Below are 22,701 nucleotides of genomic sequence, written 5' to 3'. Positions count from 1 at the left end.
CGGGCCCCGGGCGGGCACCGGGCCGGGGCCCGCGCCGCCCCCCCCCCCGCCCCCCGCGCCGCCCCCCCCCCCCCCCGCCCCGGGGGGGGGGGGGCCACCCACCCGCACCGCCCGCCCCCTTCCCACGAGAGCAGGAGGGACGCACAGTCATGTCCGTACCCGGAACCCCGTCCCCGGCCACCACGCTCGCCACCGGCGCGTGGGGCGATGCGGCGGTCAAGTTCGGCAACAGCCTCGGCGCCGCCGCGGGCTTCCTCGGCATCCTCCTGCTGGTCTTCTTCGCCGCAGGCCGGGCCAGGGGCCGGCTCTCCCGCCCGCTGGCGGTGGCGGTGTTCCTCGGCCCGGCCGCGGTGCTGCTGCTGGTGGGCCTGGTCGTGCCGCTGATCCGGACGGTCTACCTGAGCCTGCAGAACGACGACGGCAGCCGGTTCGTCGGCGGCGAGAACTTCGGCTGGGCGTTCACCACCGACTCCGTGCAGAAGGTGCTGGTCAACACGCTGCTCTGGCTGGTGGTCGCGCCGCTGGTGGCGACCGGCCTGGGCCTGCTGCTGGCGCTGCTGGTGGACCGGATGCGCGGCCAGGCGGTGTACAAGTCGCTGATCTTCATGCCGATGGCGATCTCGCTGGTCGGTGCCTCGATCATCTTCAAGTTCGTCTACGAGTCGCGCGGGCCGGGGCAGCAGCAGATCGGCCTGCTCAGCCAACTAGCCATCGCGGTGGGCTGGGACGACCCCCCGAACTGGATGCTCTCGCAGCCGCTGAACACCTTCCTGCTGATGGCGGTGATGGTGTGGGTGCAGACGGGCTTCGCGATGGTGGTGCTGTCGGCGGCGATCAAGGCGATCCCGGACGAGGTCACCGAGGCGGCCCGGCTGGACGGGGCGCAGGGGGTGCGGCTGTTCTGGTACGTCACGGTGCCGATGATCCGCACCACGGTGGTGGTGGTGCTGACCACCATCATGATCATCACCCTGAAGGCCTTCGACATCGTCCGCACCATGACCGGCGGCAACTTCGGCACTCAGGTGCTGGCCAACGAGATGTACTCGCAGTCCTTCGTGCAGTTCAACACCGGGCGGGGCAGCGCCCTCGCGGTGATCCTCTTCCTCGCGGTGCTGCCGCTGGTGGCCTACAACATCGTTCAGCTGCGGAAGGAGCGGAGGGTCCGATGAGCGCTCGACACGGCAAGCCGACCCGCGCGATGAGCGCGCCGCACGCCAATCCGGTCCGGAAGGCCTTCAGCCGCCCGCTGGCCTCGGTCTTCGTCATCGCGGTGACCGTCCTGTGGACGATCCCGACGCTGGGTCTGCTGGTGACCTCGCTGCGCCCCAAACAGGACGTGACCTCGAACGGCTGGTGGAACGCGCTTCTCCACCCGGACCTCGGCCTGGGCAACTACCACACGGTGCTGTTCGAGGGCGGCTCGGGCGTCTCCACCGGGCTGATGCCGTTCCTGGTGAACTCGCTGGCGATCAGCGTCCCGGCCACCCTGTTCCCGCTGGTGCTGGCGGCGATGGCGGCGTACGGGCTGGCCTGGGTGCGGTTCCGGGGCAGCGACACGGTGTTCTTCGCGGTGTTCGCGCTCCAGGTGGTGCCGATCCAGATGGCGCTGATCCCGCTGCTGCGGCTGTTCTCCGGCGGCGCGCACCTGGGCTCGCTGACGCTGATCCCGGCGGTGGACCTGAAGGGCAGCTACGCGCCGGTCTGGCTGGCGCACACGATGTTCGCGCTGCCGCTGGCGGTGTTCCTGCTGCACAACTTCATCGCCCAGTTGCCGCGCGACCTGATGGAGGCGGCGGTGGTGGACGGCGCCTCGCACTTCAAGATCTTCCGCTCGATCGTGCTGCCGCTGTGCACCCCGGCGCTGGCCTCGTTCGCGATCTTCCAGTTCCTGTGGGTCTGGAACGACCTGCTGGTCGCGCTGACCTTCGCGGGCGGCACGCCGGAGGTGGCGCCGATGACGGTCCGGCTGGCGCAGCTGTCCGGATCCTTCGGCGGGCGGTGGGAGCTGCTGACGGCCGGGGCGTTCCTGTCGATCATCGTCCCGCTGATCGTCTTCTTCAGCCTGCAGCGGTACTTCGTCCGGGGGCTGCTGGCCGGGTCGGTGAAGGGGTAGCGAGGGGCGCGGGAGAGGGGCGCGGGCGAGGGCGAAGGGCCGGCGGTTGGGGCACTGTGGCCGGCCAGGTGTTTCTGAACCTGTTCAGAACTGATTTTTGAACTTGTTCAGAATGGTCTACAGTCGGCTGCAGCCGCGGCGCCGAGCGCGCCCGCCGGCGGACCGCCCCGAGGGCGGCTTCCGCATGCCCACCGACCACTGAGGGGGACCCATGTCCGGTCCGTCCACGCCCGCCCCGGCCGACCTGCCACCCGGACCCGGACCTGGGCCTGGGCCTGCGCCAGGGTCGGTGCCCGCGTCCGGACCCGCGCCCGGTCCGTCCTGGGGCGCCGGCATGCCCGCGCCGACGTCCACCTCGTGGCTGCGCCCCAGCGACCCCGAGCGCAAGGCGCCCGCCACGCCCCGGACCCTCCTCCTGGCCCTGTTCGCCGGCCTGCTGACGGCCTGGCTGCTGTTCGACGGCCTGGGCGTCAACCTGCTGATCTGCGCCGGGGTCACCGCCGTCGCGGCCGGCCTCGCTGCCCGGTCGGCGGGCCGCCGGATCCGGCCCTGGACGGCGGTGTGGAGCCTGCTGGCCGTCGCCCTGCTCGCCGTCCCGGCGCTCTGGGAGGCGGGCTGGCCGGTGACGCTGTCCGTCGTGTGCGCCCTGGGCCTGGCCTCGCTCGCGCTGCACGGCGGCAGCCGCTGGGCGGGCGTCCTGCTCGCCCTGCCCGCCATCGTCTGGCAGCTGCCGCCCGGCGTGCTCTGGGCGGTGGACGGGCTGCGCAGCCGGAGCCTGCCCGGCCGGGGCCGGATCGTCCCGGTGCTCAAGGCGCTCGCGGTCGCCGCCGTCCTGCTGACCGTCTTCGGCCTGCTGTTCGCCGGTGCGGACGCCGCCATGGCCGACCTGCTGAGCGGCCTCAGCCCCAGCCTCGACCTCGACGAGCTCCCGCTGCGCTCGGTGCTGTTCGCCCTCGGGGTGCTCACTGCCGTGGGCTTCGCCCACATCGCGGCCGGGCCGCGCCGCTGGGACCGTACGGTCGTCCGGCCGGGCCGGGCCCGCCGCCGGCTGGAGTGGGCGCTGCCGCTGGTCGCGCTCAACCTGATGTTCGGCACCTTCGCGGTGATCCAGGGCCTGGTGGTGCTCGGCGGCGCCGACGCCGTCCTGCGCACCACCGGGATGAGCCGCTCCGAGTACGCCCGGCAGGGCTTCTGGCAGCTGAGCGTGATCACCGCGCTCACCCTGGTCGTGGTGGCGGTCGCCAAGCGCTGGGCCCCGCGCAGCACGCCGGCCGACCGCCGGGTGGCTCGGATCCTGCTCGGCGCGCTCTGCCTGCTCGCCCTGGTCGTGGTCGCCTCGGCACTCGGCCGGATGTGGTTCTACGTCGACGCCTCCGGGCTGACCCGGCTGCGGCTCTGGGTGCTGGTGGTCGAGGGCTGGCTCGGCGTGGTCCTCCTGTTGCTGATCACCGCCGGGCTGACCCGCTCGGCCGGCTGGCTGCCGCGCGTCGTCGTCCTCAGCGGCATGCTCACGGTCGCGGTGTACGGGCTGATGGGCCCGGACGCGATCATCGCCGAGCAGAACGTCGCCCGCTTCGAGCGGACCGCCCAGATCGACCTGCGCAACGTCCGCGACCTCTCGCCGGACGCCGTCCCCGCGCTGGACCAGCTCCCCGGCGTCGAGCGGACCTGCGCGCTGCAGCTGATCCACGACGGGCTGGAGCACCACCCGAGGCCCTGGTACGCCACCAGCGCCTCCGCCGCCCGGGCCCGGGAGATCCTGGCGCAGCGGCCGCCGGCGGACCACTGGGCGAACGGGCGCACCTCCTGCGAGCCGGCCGGCCTGACGTACGAGCACCTCTGGCCGTGACGGCGGGTCGGTCGTGACGGCGGCCGGTCGTAGCGGAGGTCGGTCGTGACGGCGGCCGGTCTGACGGAGACCGGTCCTGACACGGGTCGGGAAACGGCCGGGCCGGCCGGGAGCGTGCTGCTCCCGGCCGGCCCGGTGTGGTGCTGTGTGGTGCGGTGCTGTGCGGTGTGGTGCGGTGCGTCTCGGTGGGGCTCAGTGCATCGCGACGCCGGAGGCGCCGCTCGGCAGGTCGCTGGCCTTGGCCTTGACCACGAAGACCGCGACCACCAGCGCCACCCCGGCGAGCACGGCGCCCACGATGAAGCCGTGCGAGATGCCCTGGGTGAGGACCGAGTTGGCGGCGTCGGTGCCCTTCGGGAACTCGTGGTGCTGCTGGAGGTAGGCCAGCTGGTCCGGAGTGGCCGACTGCAGGAACTTCGGCTGCTGGATCTTGCCCTCGGCGGTGGCGTAGTGGGCGAAGACCGTGGTCAGGATCGACAGGCCGAGCGAACCACCGATCTGCTGCATCGAGTTGAGCAGGCCGGACGCGGCGCCGGTCTCCTGGCCGGGGACGCCCGCGACCGCGAGCAGCATCACTGGGACGAAGATCAGGCCCATGCCGAAGCCGAAGATGACCGTGGGGCCGAGCACCCCGTCCAGGTAGCCGCTGTCCTTGCTCATCTGGGTCAGCCAGGTGAGGCCGACGGTGACGAGCAGCGCGCCGCCCGCCATGAACGGCTTCGGGCCGTACTTGGCCTGGAGGGTGGAGGCGATTTGCGCGGCGATGATGATCGACACGCTGATCGGGAGGAAGGACACGCCGGCCTTCAGCGGGCTGTAGCCCAGCGGGCCCTGCACGAAGAGGGTGATGTAGAAGAAGATGCCGAACATGGCGGCGGCCAGGCAGAGCATCATCACCAGGCCGCCGGTGCGGTTGCGGTTGGCGAGCAGGTGCAGCGGGGTGATCGGCTGGTCGGTGCGGTTCTCGATCACGACGAACGCGGCGAGCAGCAGCACGCCGGCCGCGAAGGAGCCGAGCGTGATGCTGTCCGACCAGCCGTCGGAGGCGGCCCGGATGAACCCGTAGACCAGGCCGACCAGGCCCAGTGTCGAGGTGAATGCGCCCGGCAGGTCGAAGCGGCCCGCGTGGCGCTCGGACTCGGCGATGTAGCGCGGCGCGGCGAGCGCGATCAGCGCCGCGATCGGCACGTTGACGAAGAAGACCCAGCGCCAGTCGAGGTATTCGGTGAGCAGACCGCCGGCCAGCAGACCGATCGCGGCACCGGACCCGGCCACCGCCGAGAACACGCCGAACGCCCTGTTGCGTTCCGGCCCTTCCTCGAAGTTGGTGGCGATCAGGGCGAACGCCGTCGGTGAACAGATCGCGCCGCCGATGCCCTGGAGCGCGCGGGCGGCCAGCAGCATGCCGCCGTCCTGGGCGAAGCCGCCCAGCAGGGAGGCGAAGCCGAACAGCAGGGTGCCGAAGATGAACACCCGGCGGCGGCCGAGGATGTCGCCCGCGCGCCCGCCGAGCAGCAGCAGCCCGCCGAAGGTCAGCGTGTAGGCGTTGATGACCCACGACAGGTTGGTGGTCGAGAAGTTCAGCGCGTCCCTGATCTGCGGCAACGCGATGTTCACGATGGTGGCGTCGAGCACCACCATCAGCTGCGTGGCCGCGATGACGGTCAGGGTGATGCCCTTGCCCCGACCTTGGCTGCCTTGCGGTGGTGAGTTCTTGCTGAGCGTGTCGGAGATAGCCACGATTGTGCCCCCTGCTGGCTATGTGCCTGGCTGTGTGCCGTGTGCTTCGTACGCTGCGGACCGACTGGTCCGGCGTGGGCCCGCAGGCTGGCGCGGGCCTAGGAAGGAACGGGATCGTTCACTAATGTGGACGATATCCTGGACCAGATTGTGAACGCAAGCGTTCCCTAAGGATGGTGGCGATGGATCGGTTGGTGCGGCGCCTGACGGCGGACCGGGCGGCCGGGCGGGCGGGCGCCCGCCCGCCAGAGGCGGCGGACGCGCCCCCGTCGCCCAGGGCGCCCTCGGGAGCGGCGCCGGATCCGGCGGCTCACTGTCCGATGCGGGTCGCCAGGGAGGCCCTCGCGCGGCCGGTGCGGCGGCGGGGGAAGGAGTTGGAGAACGCGATCTTCGAGGCCACGCTCGACCAGCTCACCTCCGGCGGATACGCGCGGCTGACGATGGAAGGTGTCGCCGGCGCGGCACGGACCGGGAAGGCCGCGCTCTACCGGCGCTGGGCGTCCAAGGACGAACTGGTCATCGACGCCCTGGACTCCACTCTCCCACGCCCCTACGACACCTCCGACCTGGGGTCCGCCCAGCTCGAATTGCGCCAGCTCATCGAGGTGTTCACGGGCGCGATGAACTCCCCGACGGGCGCCGCCATCCAGGCGCTGATGGGCGAGATCGACCATGAACGGGCCGAGGTCTTCAAGGACTTCATCGTCCAGCGGGTGATCGAGCCGACCAAGGAGACCATCCTGGCGATCCTGCGCCGTGGCGCCGAACGCGGCGACGTCCGGCCCGGCGCGGCCACCGCGCTGGTCGCGGATGTCGTCCCGGCGATGCTGCTCTACCAGGTGAAGATCTGCGGCCGGCAGAACATGGGGCCGGACTTCGGGGCCCGGCTGGTGGACGAGGTGCTGCACCCGCTGATCCGCGCCTGAGCGCGGTGCGGGCGGGTTCTGAGCGCGGTGCGGGCGGGTTCTGGGTGGGTTCGGGCGGCTGCGGGCGGCTGCGGGGAGGTGCCCGGTGGTCGGACGGCGGGGATTAGGCTGGAGGCTGCCCAGCTGAACGGAAACCGCGATGCCCATCGTCCCGCCGACGCACTCCGTCGAGCGCTCGCTCCGCCGGGCCGGCGCCAGGATCGTCGTCGGCCTGGACGAGGTCGGGCGCGGTGCCTGGGCCGGCCCGGTCACCGTGGGCGCGGCCGTCACCGGCCTGCGCAAGGCCCCGGAGGGGCTGACCGACTCCAAGCTGCTCACCGAGCTGCGCCGCCGCGCGCTCGCCCCGCTCCTCGCCGACTGGGTCACCGCGTACGCGCTCGGCCACGCCTCGCCGCAGGAGTGCGACGAGCTCGGCATGACGGCGGCGCTGCGACTGGCCGCCGTCCGGGCCCTGGAGGCGCTGCCGGTCGAGCCCGACGCGGTGATCCTGGACGGCAAGCACGACTACCTGGGCGGCCCCTGGCGGGTGCGCACGGTGATCAAGGGTGACCAGTCCTGCATCTGCGTCTCCGCCGCCTCCGTGCTCGCCAAGGTCCACCGTGACGGGCTGATGGCCGAACTCGGCGAGGAGTGGCCGGAGTACGGCTTCGCGGACAACGCCGGCTACCCGTCCCCGGTGCACCGCGCCGCGCTGGAGGAGTTCGGCCCGACCGAGCACCACCGGCTCTCCTGGGCGTACCTGGACGGGCTGCCGAAGTGGCGGCACCTGAAGCGCGTCCGGGACGTCGCGGGTGCGGCCGAAGACTCCGCCGACGAACAGTTGACGCTCGGTTTCTGACGGTCCGTCTGGAATTGCCTGGGTGGGGGAGGTGGGTGTCCGGTGCCCAAGGGGTGGGGTGCCCGTGCGCGTTCGACCGGCATTTGATAGATATCCGGGTATGCCTGTCTTCCCCGAGGAGTCGGAGATTCACGAGAGCCTCCCGGGCCCCGGCGTTCCCTTCCCCCGCGAGTCGGACGCACAAGCCCTCCGCGCGCCTGCCAGCAGCGGCGCGACTTCCACCGTACCCACCACCGTCGCCGCCGCTCCGGTGCCCGGCCCCCGCCCGGCACCTCCGCGTCCGGCACCCCCGCGCGCCGACCGTCCCGGTCCGCCGCGGCAGATCCCCAGGCCCGGACCGGCGCCGCGCCGTCCGGCCGCCGCCGCATCGCAGGTCGAGACCCAGCGCGTCGCCGTCCCCGCTGCGCAGGCGCTGGAGCGCGCCGACGACCTGGTCGACCGGCTGCTCGACGCCGGCCGCAACCCGGGCGACATCCTGGTGCTGACGGTCGGTGAGGCCCACCCCTGGCAGCAGCACGAGCTCTCCTTCGGCGAGGAGCGCTACTGGGCGCAACTCGCCGAGGGCGGGGACGTGTTCTACGCGGACGTCGCGCTGACCCGGCCGGTACACCGAGAGGTGGTCGTCCTGGTGCTCAACGGCGGGCCGGCAGCCCGGGCCGCCGAGGCCCACACCAAGGCGCTCGGCCACGCGACCGCGCTGCTCGTGGTCTGCGGCGACCCGGCCCAGCTGCCGCCGGCCCGGCTCACACCCGGTCGGGCGTAACCGCGCCCGGCCGCCCGGCCGGCGCCTGACCACGGCTGAGCCACCCCGGGCCCGGCGCCGTACGGCGCCGGGCCCGGGGTCGGTCGTACCCCGGTGACGGCGAGGGCTTTCGGCTCCCGGGACGCGGGTCGTGGGGGCAGCGGTGCGCGGGGTCGGTCGGGCCGTGACCCCGGCTTCGGTCGTGGCGTCGGCTCGTACGCGGGTGCCTGGGGCCTGTGCCTGTGTCTGTGCCTGTGCCGTGTGCCCGGTGTCGTCGGGGTCAGCGGGTGCCGGTGCGCCGGGCCGGCTGGACAGCAGCGACCCGCGTCGGGGGGCACGGGTGTTCGGGCGGGCGGGAGTGCTGGGCCCGCTCGGCTGCCTGGTGCCGGGCACGCTGGCCGCGCGAGGCGTCCAGCGCCGAGCGCGGCGGCAGTTCCGTCACGGTGTGCACCGGCCCGTCCGCCCACGACCCCGCGTGCGGGTTGCGTCCGCTCCGGCCGTCCCCGAGGAGCTGCCAGCCCGCCGGGGTGAGCCCGATGTAGGAGCCGCAGCGCAGCCCGTGCAGGCCGGCCGCGTCCCGCAGCGCCCACATCCAGGCGCCGTCCTGTTCCGTCCAGCCGGGTGCGCCCTCGCGGCAGCGCAGCAGCACGGCCGTTCGGGTCGGTCGGGCCAGCCGCAGGTCGTGCGGGGTGATCTGGCGCAGGTGCGTGAGCAGGGCGTTGCGGTGGTGCCAGCCGTCGGTGTCGTGTGGCCAGGGCGTGAACGAGGCCGAGGCGGCCAGGTGGTGCAGCGCGTCGAGGACGGCGACCACGACCGTGCCCGGCTGGGGCAGGTGGCGCTGGTGCAGTTCCAGGACGAACTCGCGCGGGTCGCGCAGCAACGGGATCCCCGAGGCGGTCCAGGTCTCCAGGTCCAGCAGCCGTCTGGGCGCCGAACTCCGGGCGAGGGGATGCTGACCTCGGCCGATACCGTTGATCACGATCCTCCTTCCTGACCCACGGGCACGCGGGTACGCGGGTACGCCGAAGGCCGGGTCCAGCGGACAGGGTTTCGGGTACGCGCCAATTCTCGTGGCATAGGGGGTGGAGCGGCAACGATGAAATGATGAACGCCACCCGAGAGCCCATGTTTCGCCGGATATGTTCCACCGCTCTCCGAGCGGCGCTCGGGCGGCCTCGGACCTTGATCCAGGCCGCGCGCAGGCTTTGGTGAACCGTCATCGGCACGGTGACCACTCCTTTCCCCGGTCGGGTGTCCCGCGAGTTCGCGGTGGGGCCGCCTTCTCCCTTCGTTAGGCCATTCGAGTGAGTGTCGGGGTGGCGGTCGGCGGCCGCCCGCTCACCCCTGCACAGCCAGCACCAGGGGCAACACCGCGCTCGCTCCGGCGCGGCGCAGCAACCTGGCGGCCACGGTGACCGTCCAGCCCGAATCGACGAGGTCGTCCACCAGCAGCACCGGCCCGCCGGCTTCGGCCACCGCCTGCGCCACCTCCGGCGGCAGCGTCAGCGCCCCGGCCAGCGAGTGCAGTCGCTGGGCGCTGTTGCTGCGCGCGCCGTGCGGCGGCCGACCGCCGGCGTACTCGATCCGGCCGAGCAGCGGTAGCCGCCCGATCTCGGCGATCCGCGCACCGAGGCTGCCGACCAGCTGGGGGCGGGTCGAGGAGGTCATGGTCACCACGCCGACCGGCCGGTCCAGCCGGGTGCCGTCCGCCGTCTCGGGCCCGGCCCACCCGCCCGGGCCGCGGGCCCAGTCGGCGAGCACCGCGACCAGGGCGTCCACCGCCTCCCCGGGCACCGGCACGTCCGGGGCCTGGTCAGCGAGCAGGGCGCGCAGCCGGTTGCCCCAGCCGATGTCGGACAGCCGGCCGAGTGCCCGCCCGTTCTCGGCCTGCTCGCCCGCCGGGATCCGCCCCTTGAGCGGCACGCCGAGGGCGTCCATCCCGGTGGGCCAGAGCCGGCGCGGCTCGAAGCTGACGCCCGGGCGTCCGAGGGCGGCCCGGGCCGCGTCCAGCACCTCGGCGGAGACCTCGGGGGTGTGCAGCGGCCCCGCGCAGTTGTCGCACCGGCCGCACGGCCGGGCCTGGTCGTCGTCCAGCTGGCGGCGCAGGAACTCCATCCGGCAGCCGGTGGCCGCAGCGTACTCGCGCATCGCCCGCTGTTCGGCCTCGCGGGAGGCCGCGACCTTGGCGTACCGGGCGGTGTCGTACGCCCAGCTCTGCCCGGTGGCCGTCCAGCCGCCCTTGACCCGGCGGACGGCGCCGTCCACGTCGAGCACCTTGAGCATGGTCTCCAGCCGGGTGCGGCGCAGGTCCACCCGGGGCTCCAGCGCGGCGGTGGACAACGGGCGGCCGGCCTCGGCCAGCGCGTCGATGGTGCGGCGCACCTGCTCCTCCGGCGGGAAGGCCAGCGAGGCGAAGTAGCGCCAGATCGCCTCGTCCTCGCGCCCGGGCAGCAGTAGCACCTCGGCCCGGTCGACGCCGCGCCCGGCCCGGCCGACCTGCTGGTAGTAGGCGATCGGCGAGCTGGGCGAGCCGAGGTGCACGACGAAGCCGAGGTCGGGCTTGTCGAAGCCCATGCCCAGCGCGGAGGTGGCGACCAGCGCCTTGACCCGGTTGGCCAGCAGGTCGGCCTCGGCGGTGCGGCGCTCGGCGTCCTCCGTCCGGCCGGAGTAGGAGGCCACCGGGAAGCCCCGCTCGCGCAGGAAGGCCGTCACCTCCTCGGCGGCGGCCACCGTCAGGGTGTAGACGATGCCGGAGCCCGGGAGCCGGTCGAGGTGGTCGGCCAGCCAGGCCAGCCGGTGCGCCGGGTCGGGCAGGGCCAGCACGCCCAGGGTGAGACTTTCCCGGTCGAGCGGCCCGCGCAGCACCAGGGCGCGCTCGTCGGTGCTGCCGGTGCCGAGCTGCTCGGCGACGTCCGCGGTGACCCGGGCGTTGGCGGTGGCGGTGGTGGCCAGCACCGGAACGCCGGGCGGCAGCTCGGCGAGCATCGTGCGCAGCCGGCGGTAGTCGGGGCGGAAGTCGTGGCCCCAGTCCGAGATGCAGTGGGCCTCGTCGACCACCAGCAGGCCGGTGGAGGCGGCGAGCTTGGGCAGCACCTGGTCGCGGAAGTCGGGGTTGTTCAGCCGCTCGGGGCTGACCAGCAGGACGTCGACCTTCCCGGCGGAGACCTCGGCCTGGACCTCGTCCCACTCGTCGGTGTTGGCCGAGTTGATCGTCCGGGCGTGGATGCCGGCCCGGGCGGCTGACTCGACCTGGTTGCGCATCAGGGCGAGCAGCGGGGAGACGATCACCGTCGGCCCGGCGCCCCGGGCCCGGAGCAGGGCGGTGGCGATGAAGTAGACCGCGGACTTCCCCCAGCCGGTGCGCTGCACGACCAGGGCGCGGCGGTGGTCGACCACCAGGGCCTCGATGGCCGTCCACTGGTCCTCGCGCAGGGCGGCGCCGGGCCCGGCGAGCTCGCGCAGGACGGCCTCGGCCCGCGCCCGGACCTCGGCGCGGTCGGCGGTGGCGGTGGTGTGGTTCTCGGGCTGCTGCATGGCGTCCATGTAACCCCGAGCCGCCGACAAGGGGCGAATGCCGGGGCTGCGGGAGAGGTGGAGACCGGATGTATTTCATCCGTTCTTCAGCTGAACGGGCGTCAACTTTCACTCGGAGGAGTGGGCGCGGCGTGCTCCGAATGAGGGAGGCGGAAAACGAGGCCGGGGTTATCTACAGGAAAAGAGAAAAATCTGGCACGGCTTTCGGATTGAGCCACGCTTCCGGTCATGAACGCCATGAACAACGAACACGTCATCCTGTCCCTCGGCCCGGCCTCCGGCCACCGGCCGGTCACCATGCGCGGTCCGGCCGACATGGCCGAGCTGCTGCCCTACCTCCTGGGGTTCTACCCCGACGACAGCATCGTCGCGGTCGGCCTCCAGGGGCCCGACCTGCACCAGGGCGGAGTGATCCGGGCGGACGTCCCGGAGTCGCCCGCGCAGTGGCCGGCCGCGGCGGACGAGACGGCCGCCCTGCTGGTCGCCCTCTCCGAGCGGCACGGCGAGCGGCCGGTCCAGGTGCTCCTCTACCTCTGCCAGGATCCGACCACGGCGCACGCCCCTCCGGTGGTGGACGGCCTGCGGCCGCTCGCGGACGACCTCCGGGCGGCCTTCGGGCGCAGGGGGGTGGCCGTCAAGGAGTCGCTCTGCGTCTCGGACGGCCGCTGGTGGTCCTTCCTCTGCCGCCGTGCCGGGTGCTGCGATCCGGCGGGCAACCCGATCCGCCGGGCCCCCGGCCCGGGCCCGGCGGCGGCCGCCGCGGCCTTCGCGGGCCTCGCGCCGCGCGGCAGCCGGAAGGCGATCATCGGCGGGCTGACCCCGATCGGCCCGCCGGGGGCGGACGCCCAGCGTGCGGCGCTCGCCCGGGCCGAGGCGGCCGAGGCCGCTGAGCGCGCCGGGTCCGCCGCCGTCGCCCGGGAGCGGGGCGCCGAACTGCTCGACCAGGCCTTCGCCGAGTTCGCGGCCGGAGCCCGGGAGCTGGACGACGATCGGGCGGCCCGGGTGCTGGTCGCCCTGCGGGACCGCCACACCCGGGATCGCGGTGTCGAGTACACCCGGCCCGCCGAGCTCGCGCCCGCCGAACGGCTCTGGCGCTTCCTCGCCCGGCGCGCCGTGCCGCCCTACGAGGGCTGCGCGGTGGCCCCGCTCACCCTGCTGGCCTGGGCCTCCTGGGTGGCGGGGGACACGGCGACGGCCCGCGTCGTACTCGGCCACGTCCTCCGGCTCGACCCGTCCTATCTGCTGGCCGAGCTGCTGTACGAGTCGTTGAACGACGGCATGGCGCCCGACGCGCTGCTCGCGGCGGTCGAGGCGCAGCGGCGGAGGCGCGAGGAGGACGGGCCCGTACCGGCGCGCGCCGACGCACCGGGGCCGGCGCCCGCCGCGGGCCCGGGCGGCGGCCCGGGCGGCCACGGTGGGCGGCCCGGCCCGGCGGGGGCCGCGCGCCGCCGCCGGAAGGCCTCGAAGGCCTCGAAGGCCGCACAGGCCGCAGCGGCCGAGCGCGGCCCCGTCGGTCCTGTCGGCCCCGCCGAACCGGCGCCGGGGCCGGGCGATCCGGGGCCGGCAGCCTTGCTGCCGGCGCCCGGGTGGGTTCCGGCGTCCCGGGAGCGGTCGGCCCGCGGACTGCGGCTCGGTCGGGCGGCGGCGTGCCGGTCGGCCGCCGCACCGTCGGCCGCCGGGCGGCACCGCTGCCGGGGCGTCCGTCGGGCGGCGAGGGGAGCCCGCCATGCGCGCTGACCTCGCGGGGCGCCCGTCGGGGGCGGTCCGGAGCCTCGCCGCCGTGCCCGGCCGGGCTCCGCTACGCCTCGCCGTGCGCCATCTTGATCAGGCGGTCGAGCACCGTGCCGCCGCTCGCCCGCAGGCCGTCGTGCTCCCACTCGTTGGTGATCCAGGTCCGCACGCCGCGCACCGCGCGGGCGGTCTCCAGCGAATCGGCGGTCTCCACGTACATGTCGTCGTGGTAGACCGCCGCCACGACGGGCACCGTGTTGGCCGCCAGCCGCGCCGGGTCGTACAGGTCCGGCCAGTCGGTGCGGGCGGCCAGCAGGTCCGCGGTCTCCTTCAGCGGGCGCAGCGCCGGGTCGGTGTCGAACATCCAGGGGTAGATCATCTCCCCGGTGAACAGCACCGGCGAGTCGGAGTCCAGCGCGGCCCGGGCGTCGAACTGCGGGAACTCCTTGCGGACCCGCTCGGCCGACCAGGCGGTGCCGCCCTGGTCCACCGAGCGCTGGCCGTAGATCGACTCGTGCAGCACGGCGTACAGCGGGCCCTCCGCGAAGGAGAGCCTGGCCTGGACACCGGCCAGGAAGGTGTCGGACAGCTCGGGGCCGGCCGCGCCGTCCACCCAGGCCTCCTCCAGCAGGTAGTGCAGGGTGCCGGAGCCGCTGCCGCCGCCGAGCATCAGCCCGAGGGCCTGGAACGCCTCGACGGTCAGCAGCCCGCCGTCGGGCAGGGTGGCGGGGGTGGCGGCGAGGTGCGCGGCGATCCGTCGTACCGCCTCGACGTCCTGCGGGAACCTGGCGTAGTGGTCCTCGTTCTTGCGGGCGACCCGCGGGTAGGCGGCGCGGTAGACGTCGTCCGCCGAACTGCCGAGGCCGGCCAGGCCGCCGGTGACGAAGGCCTCGGTCAGGCCCTCGGGAGCGATGGAGAGGTAGGTGAGGATGCAGAAGCCGCCGAAGCTCTGGCCGAGCACGCTCCAGCGCCGGTCCGCGCCGAGCAGCTGGTGGCGGATCAGCTCGGCGTCCCGCACGATCGAGTCCGCGCGGAAGTGCGCCAGGTAGTCGGCCTGTTCCTGGGCGCCGCCGCGCCGGGCGAGAGTCTGCCGGGTCGCGGGCGTGGACCGGCCGGTGCCGCGCTGGTCGAGCAGGAGCACCCGGTAGTCGTCGAGGGCGCGTTCCAGCCAGGCGTCCCGGCCGAGCGGGCGGGCGGCCTTGCCGCCGGGCCCGCCCTGGAGGAAGAGCAGCCACGGCAGATCGGCCTGCTCGCGGCCGGCGGCCACCACCTCCCGGGCGTACACCTCGATCCGCTCGCCCTGCGGGGTGGCGTGGTCGAGGGGGAGTCGGAAGACGTGGTCGGTCGTGACAATCCCGGGCAGCCGGCTGACGGTGGACATGCAACTCCTCGGTCTCTGCTGGTCACAGCGGTCACGTCGCGGCTCACGGGGTCACCGGGTGCGGGCGCCGCGACCCCCGCACCGTATCCTGGCCGCGGTCGGGCGCCGGTTCGACGGCCACCGTCCACTCGATCAGGCATGCGGGGGCGGGTCGGGGTGGTCCTCGCGGCAGGCCCCGGACCTGGGGCGCAGCGGCCGCCGCCCGGCGGCGAGCCTGCGACGCCGCCCTGGTGACGGCCCGACTGTGACGGACCGAGGGCCGCGGCACGACCGCCCGGCCCGCCGGGTGCGACGGACCGTACCCGGCGTCGGGCGTGACCTGGAGGTGGTGCGCGGCGTTCACCCCGGGGGCCCTGCACCCGGCCGACGGCCGACGGCCGTCCGGCAGCCCGGTTCCGGTCGGCCGCCCGCCGAGCGGGGCGGCCACGGCGTCACGGTGCCGGAGCGGGCGGCCGTCGCCCGCACCACCGGGCCGGCGGCCACCACGGGCTCGAACGGTCCGGCGGGCGCGGGCCACGGGCCGGGCATCACCGGCAGGCCGGCGCACCGGACCTGGCGATGTACCGGGCACCGCGGCAGGCCCGACGCGAAGGCGCGCGGCGCGCCGGTACCGGCCCGGTACCGCGCACCGCACCGCATGGCACGGCCCGGCACCGGGTACGGCCAGACACGGCACACCCGCCGACGGGACACCCCGCCGGCCCGGCACCATCAGCACGCGATCGAGCGTGCTCGCGGCCCACCGGCCTGACCGGCCACCGGACCGCCGAGGGGAGGAGAGTCCGGTGACCGCCACGAGGCCACCACAGGCCATGCCGGCCGAGAGCGTGGTCGGCGCGCCGAGACCGGTCGGCCGTCCCGACCAGGTCCAGGCGGGCGGACCGGCGGGGGCACCCGCCGGCCCGAGCCGGCTCGCGGCCCCGCCACGGCCGCAGCCCCCCGCCGTCCACCACGCGGTGCTCTGCGTCAACGCCCCCGCGATGGCCGCCTCCGGACCGGACGGACAGCTGCGCGGCCACGGCCTGCACGGCTTCTACCGCAACGGCGTCCGGGTGCTCGCCCGGATGGAGCTGCGCCTGGGCGGCATGGAGCCGCTGCCGCTCCAGGGCACCCTGACCAGCACCGCCCAGGCCCGGTTCCTCGGCGCCGTCCGGCTCCCCGGCGACCTCGATCCGGACCCGGCGCTCACCGTCGAGCGGCTGCGGCACGCGGACGGCATGGAGACCGTCACCGTGCGCAACACCGGCAGCCGGCCCGCCCGCCTCCCGATGGAGATCGCCCTTGGCACCGATCTCGGCCCGGTCGCCGAGATCGCTGCCGGGCACCGCCCGCCCGACCTGCCCGGCCAGGTGCAGTCCGCCGGGCTGCGCTGGGCCGGCCCGGCGCACAGCGCCGTGGTCAGCGCCAAGCCCTCCCCGCACGCCGTGCTGGCCGGCGCCGGGGTGCTCCGCTGGGACCTGGAGGTCCAACCCGGCGCCCGCTGGTCGGTCGAACTGCGCGCCGAACTGGAGAGCACCGCCTCCGGCCCGCGCCCACCCGGCGGGCGCGGCACCGGCGTACCGCTGCCCTGGGCCGAACCGGAGGTCCGCAGCGACGACGCCCGGGCCGCCCTGCTGGTCACCCGTTCCCTGGACGCCCTCGGCACGCTCCTGTTCGCCGACCCGGACCGCCCGACCGACCTCTACCCGGCCTCCGGCGCGCCCTGGCGCTTCGGCCTGGCCCCGGCCGACGCGCTCTGGGCCGCCCGGCTGACCCTGCCGCTCGGCACCCGGCTCGCCGCCGGCACCCTCCGGGCGCTGGCCCGCCGTCAGCAGCTCACCCCCGTCCCGGGGCGCACCGAGGGCCTGCTGCCCGGGGCCCTGCGGCACGGTGGCCCCGAGCTGCCGCCCACCTGCACCGCCACCGAGGCCACCCTGCTCTTCGTCACGGTGCTGGCCGAGGCCTGGCGCTGGGGCCTGCCCCGGGCGGAGACCGCCGACCTGCTCCCGGCTGCCGAGCGGGCCCTGGCCGCCCTCCGCGAGGGCCTGGTCGACGGCTTCGTGACCGACCTCAGCCGTCCGGCGGAGGACCGAGCCGCCCACCCGGTGGCCGCCCGCGCCGAGGTCCAGGCGCAGGCCCACCGCGCCGCCCTGCACGGCGCCGAACTGCTGGAGGCCTTCGGCCGCCCCGGCGCCGAGCAGTGGCGCGGCTGGGCCGCCGACCTGCGCGGGCGCTTCCGCGAGCGGTTCTGGATCGACGACCTCTCCGGCGGCCGCCCCGCCGCCGGGCTGGCCCCGGGCGGTCAGCCGCTGCCGGCCGTCGCCTCCTCCCTGGTGCACCTGCTCGACACCGGGCTCGCCGCCGACGGCGGCCGGCACGAGAGCCTGCTGGACCGGGAACAGACCCGGCTACTCGCCCAGCGCCTGGTCGCGCCGGATCTGGACAGCGGCTGGGGCCTGCGCACGCTCAGCGCCAAGTCCCCCCGCTTCAACCCGCTGGGCCACCGGGGCGGGGCGGTGCGGGTCCACGAGACCGCGCTGGCGATCGCCGGACTGGCCGAGACCGGCCACGAGAACGAGGCCGGCACCCTGTTGGAGGGTCTGCTCGCAGCGGCCGCCCACTACGAGGGGCGGCTGCCCGAGATGTACGCGGGGGAGCAGCGCACCCCCGGCTGCCCGCCGGTGCCGCACCCGGCCGCCTGCCGCCCGGCGGCCGTTTCGGCGGCCGGCGCCGCGCACGCGGTGTTCGCACTCGCCGGGGTTCGCCCCGACGTCCCGGGCGGCCGGGTCCTGGTCCGCCCGGCCAGCACCGCTCCGCTCGGCGAGCTGGAGCTGACCGGCCTGCGGGTGGCCGGAGAGCCCTTCTCGGTCCGGGTGAGCCGGATCGGAGTGGCGATGGTCGAGGAGGCCTCCGCGGCGCTGCAACTGGTCGCCCGCTGACGCCCCCGCCCGGCCCGTCCGCCTCCGGCGACGGCCGGGCGGGCCGGGCGAAGCCTGTCCGTGGCCTGTGCTTATCGTCAGAGAGACGACTATGATCGTCGCCATGTCGCGCTACGATCCGTCGGCCTTCCCCCCGTTCGCTGTCACGGTTGACCTGGTGGTGCTGACGGTGCGCGACCACGCGCTCTGCGCCCTGCTGGTCAGACGCGGCGAGCCGCCCTTCCAGGGGTACTGGGCACTGCCCGGCGGCTTCGTCCGCCCGGACGAGGGCCTGGCCGAGGCCGCCTCCCGGGAGCTGGCCGAGGAGACCGGTCTGCGCGCTCACTCCGCCCCGGGCCACGAGGCGGTCGGCCCCGGCGCGGCCGGCGCCCACCTGGAGCAGCTCGCCACCTACGGCCACCCGCAGCGCGACCCCCGGATGCGGGTGGTCAGCGTCGCCTACCTGGTCCTCGCGCCCGACCTGCCGACCCCCCGGGCCGGCGGCGACGCCAGCAGCGCCCGCTGGGCCCCGGTCGGCGAACTGCTCGGCCAGAGCCCGGTCGACGGCGTCCCGCTCGCCTTCGACCACGGGCTGATCCTCGCCGACGGCGTGGAACGCGCCCGCTCCAAGATCGAGTACTCCTCCCTCGCCACCGCCTTCTGCCCGACCGAGTTCACCGTCGGCGAGCTGCGCCGGGTCTACGAAGCGGTCTGGGGCGTGGTCCTGGACCCGCGGAACTTCCACCGCAAGGTCACCGGGACCCCGGGCTTCCTGCTGCCCTCCGGCGGCACGACGGCCCGTCAGGGCGGCCGTCCGGCCCAGCTGTTCACCGCGGGCGGCGCGAGCGCCCTCAACCCGCCCATGCTGCGCCCGGAGTCCTGACGACCCCGGCCCACCCGGCCCACCCCGCCCACCGCCGCCCACCGCCACGGCCGTCCCACCCTGGCCCACCCCGCCCCCGACCGGGAATCGCAGGATCGGATTGTCCCCTGATCGGGTGAGGTGGGCGGCCGACGGGCCCGCGCCGCTCCCGTAATGCCCGGAATCGCCGCCGCCGACCCCTAATGTGCTGGCGCGGAGCCGTGCGGGCACACGCCGACACGTCAGGGGGCGCTCCGCGTCGAGCAGGCCGGCCGAGGCATGGGAGCAGGCAGCGATGATCCAGATCACCGGACTGACCAAGGTCTACCGCAAGGGCGTCCCACCCGCGGTCCTCGATCTGACCTTCGACACCCGGCCCGGCATGGTGACCGCGCTGCTCGGCGCCGAGGACGCGGGCAAGTCCACCGCGCTGCGGCTGATGCTCGAACTCGAACGCGGCCAGGGCGTCACGCTCTTCGACGGCCGCACCTATCGCCGGCTGCGCCGCCCCGAACGCGAGGTCGGCGTGCTGTTGCCCGGCCCCGGGCCGGGCGCGGCCGCCATGGCCGGCCACCCGGGCCGCAAGGCGCACTGCCACCTGCGGATGCTGGCCTCAGCGGTCGGCGTCCCCGCGCGGCGGGCCGACGAACTCCTGGAGCAGACCCGGCTGGCCGCCGTCGCCGGACAGCGGCTGCGCTCCTTCTCGCCCGGCATGCACCGTCGGCTGGCCCTGGCCGCCGCCCTGCTCGGCGACCCCGGCACACTGCTGCTGGACGCGCCGACCGATGGCCTGTCGCCGCGCAACGTCGAGTGGTTCCACTCCTTCCTGCGCTCGTTCGGCGTCGCCGGCGGGACGGTCCTGGTGACCACCCGCACCCCACAGGAGGCCGCGCAGCTCGCCGACCGGGTCATCACGCTGGATCGCGGCCGACTGGTGGCCGACCAGCCGGTGGCGGACTTCTGCCGGACCAGACTCAGCCCCGAAGTGGCCGTCCGCGGGCCGCAGATGTCGCGGCTGGCCGACCTGCTGGTCAGCCAGGGCGCCGAGGTGCGCCGCGACGGCGGCGCGGGCCTCGCGGTGGCGGGCATCGACCGCACCGAGATCGGCGAACTCGCCTACCGCCACGGCATCCTGCTGCACGAGCTGGCCGACCGGGTGGTCGAGCAGTCGGCGCCCCGGGCCGCCCTGCCGGTCGCCTCCGGCCGCTCCGGCCACCTCCGCGTCCAGCCGGCCCTCACCGCCGCCGAGCCCGCCCCGGAGCCCGCCGCCGAGCCCGCCCTCGAGTCGACTCCTGACGCCCCGGCCGTCACCGTCCCGCACCACCGGGACGGCCAGCACCGGGACGGCCGGCACCGGGACGGCCAGCACCAGGACAGCCGGCACCGGGACGAGCTGGCGCTGCCCACCCGCGCCCTGCCCGTCACCTCGGTCACGACCGCCCTGGCCGCCCTCGGCCCCGCCCCCCACCGGGCCGACCCCGCCGATTCCGGCCCGACCGTCGCGGTGGAGCGGCTGTTCCGCGACGGCCCCGGCGTTCCGGCCCGATCCGCATTGGTCGCCGGCCCCGCCGCCCTCGCCCCCGCCGCCAGTGCCGGAGAGCCCGCGCCCGCCCTGGTCGCCGGCCGCCGCGGGAGCGCCGCCGCCGACCTGTCGACCGACGACACCGTTCGGCTCGGCCGCCTGGCCCAGGCCACGGCGGCGAGCCCGGCCCCCGCCACCCCCGACGACCACCGGAGCGAGTGAACCGTGCGTGTCCTGGCCTACGAGCTGCGCCGACTGCGCGGCCTGCGTTCCACCTGGCTGCTGCTCGCCGCCGTGCTGCTCTGCAACGCCACCGCGGCCGCCGTCCTGGCGAGCCAGGCCCCGGACGGACCGTTGGCCGCCCCGGCCGGGGTACGGCTGCTGACCGCCGCCGTACCGCTGATCCCGTTGCCGTTCGCCGCGTTCGGCGCCGGCGTGCTGGGCGCGCTCTCCTACGGGCACGAGGTGTGCCACCCGGGGCTGTCGGCCTCCCAGGTGTCGTACCTGCGACGGGTGCGGCTGCTGCTGGCGAAGCTGCTGGTGATCGGCCCCGTCGCGGCGCTGCTGGCGCTGGCGACCCTGCTGCTGGACGCGCTGGCGGTGCATCTCGCGCTGCCGGGCGGGGTGACGGTGGCCGCCTGGGCGGAGCCCACGGCGTTGTCGGACCGGGTGTCGGAGGCGCTGGCCGCCGCCGGGCTGTCCGGTCTGGCCGACCTGCCGGGCGTGTTCGCCCCGGTGGCACTGGTGGCCGGCCACGGCGTGCCGGCGGCCTTGCTGACGTTCGTCCTGCTGACCGTCGTGGCGGGCTGGACCGGGGTGCTGACGGCGTCGCTGACCCGCAGCGCAGCGGCCGGAGTGCTGCTGCTGTGCGCGCTGCCGGCACTGCTGGAGTCCGGGGTGGCGCTGCTGCTGCGGCGGACCGGCACGCCGTGGCCGACCCGGGCGGCCGAACTGCTGCCCTTCCAATCCGGCATCGAGTGGGCCTACGGCTGGGTTTACGGCGGGGAGCACGAGGCGGTGGCCGGGAGTACGGCGCTGACGGACCCGGTCCTGCTCGCGGCGGTGGCGGCGCCCGCGGTCGTCCTGCTGCTCACGGCGCTCCTGGTGCAGGCCCGGCGGCGCGCGCTCTGACCCGGTGCGCTTCGACCCGGCGCGCACTCCCGCACGGCGTGCACCCTCACCCGGCGCGCACGACCGCACCGAACCATCAAGATCGACCAGCAGTGACCGCAATGCGCGGTTCTTCCTGATAAGAAGTCAATTATCCAGTCGCGGTCGATCACCCTTTCGTGTGCTTTTCACGAGAATTCTCAAGCTGCGCCTGCCGATCGCCGACAAAGGAGCTGTGAGTACCCTTGCGCACCCCACCATGACCCCCGCCCGTTCCGCCGAAGGGCCCATCCACGGCCCAGGCGATCTGGACCGCTTCTCGTACGACCGGCAGACCCCGCCGGCGCCCCGCTGGGAGGGCGCCGAGTCTGATCTCGCCAGGGTCGGCCGCAAGACAACCAGCAGCCGCGGTCGCGGTCTGCACGGCCAGTTGGTCCAGCAGCTCGGCCAGATGATCGTCTCCGGCGACCTCGGTGCCGACCGGCCGCTCGTGCCCGAGGAGATCGGTCAGCGGTTCGAGGTGTCCCGGACCGTCGTCCGCGAGTCGCTGCGCGTGCTGGAGGCCAAGGGCCTGGTCAGCGCCCGGCCGAACGTCGGCACCCGGGTCCGCCCGGTCGCCGACTGGAACCTGCTGGACCCGGACATCATCGAGTGGCGCGCCTTCGGTCCGCAGCGGGACGAGCAGCGCCGGGAGCTGTTCGAGCTCCGCTGGGCGATCGAGCCGCTGGCCGCCCGGCTCGCCGCCGGCCACGGCCGGGAGGACGTCCAGCAGCGGCTGGTCGAGCTGGTCGAGATCATGGGCCACGCCGCCGCCCAGGCCGACCTCGCCACCTACAGCCGGGCCGACGCCGAGCTGCACGGACTGGTACTGCAAATGGCCGGCAACCGGATGCTGGAGCACCTGTCCGGGATCGTGGCCGGCGCGCTGCAGGTGTCGGGTGGCCCGGCCACCTCCTGCGAGCGGCCCTCCGAGTCCTCGGTCAGTCTGCACGCCCGGCTGGTGGACGCGCTGGGCACCGGTGACGGAACCGCGGGCGAGGTCGCGATGCGCGCGCTGCTCACCGTCCACCCCGAGATCGAGCCGTCCGTCCCCGCCCCCCGGGAGCACTGAGCGGGCTGTTCCGGTGAGCGGGCGCCCCGGGCGTCCTCCGCTCCTCCAGGGCCCTCCGGCCGCACCCGCGCGGCGCAGCCGGAGGGCTTCTGCGCGTCGGCGGTCCCGCCCGGAAAGCGTGATGCCCCGTCCATGACAACAGGTTTCGGCGCGGGTGAGCGATGATGGATTGCGGCCCCGTGGCTGTGGGTGCCGAGTGGTGTGACCCGCGACACGAAGGCCATGCGTAACACTTGACGAGTAGCAGCGATGTCTCCTGAGCGGGAGCAGCTCCGGAATACTCCAACATGTCACAATGCTGTGTTGGTCCGCGGCGCTGCTGCCGTCCTGCAAGCCCAGTCC

16 protein-coding genes are annotated in these 22,701 nt (G+C 74.9%); 12 read left to right on the top strand and 4 right to left on the bottom strand.

Annotated elements, in window-relative coordinates; genetic code table 11:
* The first annotated feature begins 149 nt into the window (after nt 1-149).
* From ACIOJE_RS34290 to ACIOJE_RS34280, 3 genes are all read left to right on the top strand, one after another.
* Nucleotides 150-1,172 carry a carbohydrate ABC transporter permease gene (locus tag ACIOJE_RS34290; protein WP_400781616.1) on the top strand — a complete coding sequence of 341 codons (1,023 nt, stop codon included), beginning with the start codon at nt 150-152 and terminating at the stop codon, nt 1,170-1,172.
* Entirely contained in the window at nt 1,169-2,116 is a 948-nt protein-coding gene (locus ACIOJE_RS34285; RefSeq protein ID WP_280685031.1) for a carbohydrate ABC transporter permease, read from the top strand. Before ACIOJE_RS34290 ends, ACIOJE_RS34285 begins: the two co-directional genes overlap by 4 nt.
* A 334-nt stretch (nt 2,117-2,450) precedes the next feature.
* The gene (locus ACIOJE_RS34280) at nt 2,451-3,965 is read left to right on the top strand and encodes a DUF4153 domain-containing protein (RefSeq protein WP_400781614.1); all 1,515 of its coding nucleotides are present in this window, start codon (nt 2,451-2,453) and stop codon (nt 3,963-3,965) included.
* A 192-nt stretch (nt 3,966-4,157) separates the two neighbouring features.
* Here the strand turns inward: ACIOJE_RS34280 and ACIOJE_RS34275 are convergent, their stop codons facing one another.
* Entirely contained in the window at nt 4,158-5,705 is a 1,548-nt protein-coding gene (locus ACIOJE_RS34275) for an MFS transporter (RefSeq protein ID WP_400781612.1), read from the bottom strand.
* Between the two features lie 374 nt (nt 5,706-6,079).
* Between ACIOJE_RS34275 and ACIOJE_RS34270 the strand changes: the two genes are divergently transcribed.
* The 3 genes from ACIOJE_RS34270 (at nt 6,080) to ACIOJE_RS34260 (ending at nt 8,232) form a co-directional block, all read left to right on the top strand.
* Complete coding sequence (locus tag ACIOJE_RS34270) at nt 6,080-6,631, top strand: TetR/AcrR family transcriptional regulator (protein WP_400781610.1); 552 nt, start codon at nt 6,080-6,082, stop codon at nt 6,629-6,631.
* A 139-nt stretch (nt 6,632-6,770) separates the two neighbouring features.
* Nucleotides 6,771-7,469 (top strand): ribonuclease HII, encoded by a 699-nt coding sequence (locus ACIOJE_RS34265; RefSeq protein ID WP_400781608.1) that lies wholly within the window; start codon nt 6,771-6,773, stop codon nt 7,467-7,469.
* Between the two features lie 100 nt (nt 7,470-7,569).
* The gene (locus ACIOJE_RS34260; RefSeq protein WP_280685027.1) at nt 7,570-8,232 is read left to right on the top strand and encodes a hypothetical protein; all 663 of its coding nucleotides are present in this window, start codon (nt 7,570-7,572) and stop codon (nt 8,230-8,232) included.
* Between the two features lie 259 nt (nt 8,233-8,491).
* Here ACIOJE_RS34260 and ACIOJE_RS34255 read toward each other — a convergent pair whose 3' ends face one another.
* Both ACIOJE_RS34255 and ACIOJE_RS34250 read right to left on the bottom strand, forming a co-directional pair.
* Complete coding sequence (locus tag ACIOJE_RS34255; protein ID WP_280685026.1) at nt 8,492-9,190, bottom strand: hypothetical protein; 699 nt, start codon at nt 9,188-9,190, stop codon at nt 8,492-8,494.
* 359 nt (nt 9,191-9,549) lie between these two features.
* Nucleotides 9,550-11,745 carry a RecQ family ATP-dependent DNA helicase gene (locus tag ACIOJE_RS34250; RefSeq protein ID WP_400781605.1) on the bottom strand — a complete coding sequence of 732 codons (2,196 nt, stop codon included), beginning with the start codon at nt 11,743-11,745 and terminating at the stop codon, nt 9,550-9,552.
* A gap of 228 nt (nt 11,746-11,973) precedes the next feature.
* Here ACIOJE_RS34250 and ACIOJE_RS34245 point away from each other — a divergent pair, with 228 nt between their 5' ends.
* Nucleotides 11,974-13,482, top strand: a complete 1,509-nt coding sequence (locus ACIOJE_RS34245; RefSeq protein WP_400781603.1) for a DUF4192 domain-containing protein — start codon at nt 11,974-11,976, stop codon at nt 13,480-13,482.
* A gap of 61 nt (nt 13,483-13,543) precedes the next feature.
* Here the strand turns inward: ACIOJE_RS34245 and ACIOJE_RS34240 are convergent, their stop codons facing one another.
* Nucleotides 13,544-14,857: an alpha/beta fold hydrolase gene (locus ACIOJE_RS34240; RefSeq protein ID WP_280685023.1), complete on the bottom strand. Its 1,314-nt coding sequence runs from the start codon at nt 14,855-14,857 to the stop codon at nt 13,544-13,546.
* An 812-nt stretch (nt 14,858-15,669) separates the two neighbouring features.
* On the opposite strand from ACIOJE_RS34240, the gene ACIOJE_RS34235 reads away from it, so the two are divergent.
* The 5 genes from ACIOJE_RS34235 to ACIOJE_RS34215 all read left to right on the top strand — a co-directional run bounded on the left by ACIOJE_RS34235 (nt 15,670) and on the right by ACIOJE_RS34215 (nt 22,359).
* Complete coding sequence (locus ACIOJE_RS34235; RefSeq protein WP_400781623.1) at nt 15,670-17,775, top strand: glycogen debranching N-terminal domain-containing protein; 2,106 nt, start codon at nt 15,670-15,672, stop codon at nt 17,773-17,775.
* 103 nt (nt 17,776-17,878) lie between these two features.
* Nucleotides 17,879-18,637, top strand: coding sequence for an NUDIX domain-containing protein (locus ACIOJE_RS34230; protein ID WP_400781600.1), 759 nt, complete (start codon nt 17,879-17,881; stop codon nt 18,635-18,637).
* Between the two features lie 274 nt (nt 18,638-18,911).
* A complete protein-coding gene (locus tag ACIOJE_RS34225; RefSeq protein ID WP_400781597.1) occupies nt 18,912-20,360 on the top strand; it encodes an ATP-binding cassette domain-containing protein in 1,449 nt (482 codons plus the stop codon).
* A gap of 3 nt (nt 20,361-20,363) precedes the next feature.
* The gene (locus ACIOJE_RS34220) at nt 20,364-21,269 is read left to right on the top strand and encodes a hypothetical protein (RefSeq protein ID WP_280685019.1); all 906 of its coding nucleotides are present in this window, start codon (nt 20,364-20,366) and stop codon (nt 21,267-21,269) included.
* Between the two features lie 160 nt (nt 21,270-21,429).
* On the top strand, nt 21,430-22,359 hold the full coding sequence (locus ACIOJE_RS34215) for a FadR/GntR family transcriptional regulator (protein ID WP_280685018.1): 930 nt from the start codon (nt 21,430-21,432) through the stop codon (nt 22,357-22,359).
* Nucleotides 22,360-22,701: the final 342 nt, after the last annotated feature.

The organism is Kitasatospora sp. NPDC087861 (assembly GCF_044742585.1).
Classification (GTDB): domain Bacteria; phylum Actinomycetota; class Actinomycetes; order Streptomycetales; family Streptomycetaceae; genus Kitasatospora.
This window is presented reverse-complemented; position numbering and strand designations above follow the sequence as displayed.

Bases quoted from the DNA above. Each gene is read 5' to 3' on its own strand.
- ACIOJE_RS34230 (WP_400781600.1), top strand. From the start codon at position 17,879: ATGTCGCGCTACGATCCGTCGGCCTTCCCCCCGTTCGCTGTCACGGTT.
- ACIOJE_RS34240 (WP_280685023.1), bottom strand. From the start codon at position 14,857: ATGTCCACCGTCAGCCGGCTGCCCGGGATTGTCACGACCGACCACGTC.
- ACIOJE_RS34245 (WP_400781603.1), top strand. From the start codon at position 11,974: ATGAACGCCATGAACAACGAACACGTCATCCTGTCCCTCGGCCCGGCC.
- ACIOJE_RS34225 (WP_400781597.1), top strand. From the start codon at position 18,912: ATGATCCAGATCACCGGACTGACCAAGGTCTACCGCAAGGGCGTCCCA.
- ACIOJE_RS34265 (WP_400781608.1), top strand. From the start codon at position 6,771: ATGCCCATCGTCCCGCCGACGCACTCCGTCGAGCGCTCGCTCCGCCGG.
- ACIOJE_RS34260 (WP_280685027.1), top strand. From the start codon at position 7,570: ATGCCTGTCTTCCCCGAGGAGTCGGAGATTCACGAGAGCCTCCCGGGC.
- ACIOJE_RS34235 (WP_400781623.1), top strand. From the start codon at position 15,670: ATGCCGGCCGAGAGCGTGGTCGGCGCGCCGAGACCGGTCGGCCGTCCC.
- ACIOJE_RS34250 (WP_400781605.1), bottom strand. From the start codon at position 11,745: ATGCAGCAGCCCGAGAACCACACCACCGCCACCGCCGACCGCGCCGAG.
- ACIOJE_RS34285 (WP_280685031.1), top strand. From the start codon at position 1,169: ATGAGCGCTCGACACGGCAAGCCGACCCGCGCGATGAGCGCGCCGCAC.
- ACIOJE_RS34290 (WP_400781616.1), top strand. From the start codon at position 150: ATGTCCGTACCCGGAACCCCGTCCCCGGCCACCACGCTCGCCACCGGC.
- ACIOJE_RS34280 (WP_400781614.1), top strand. From the start codon at position 2,451: ATGCCCGCGCCGACGTCCACCTCGTGGCTGCGCCCCAGCGACCCCGAG.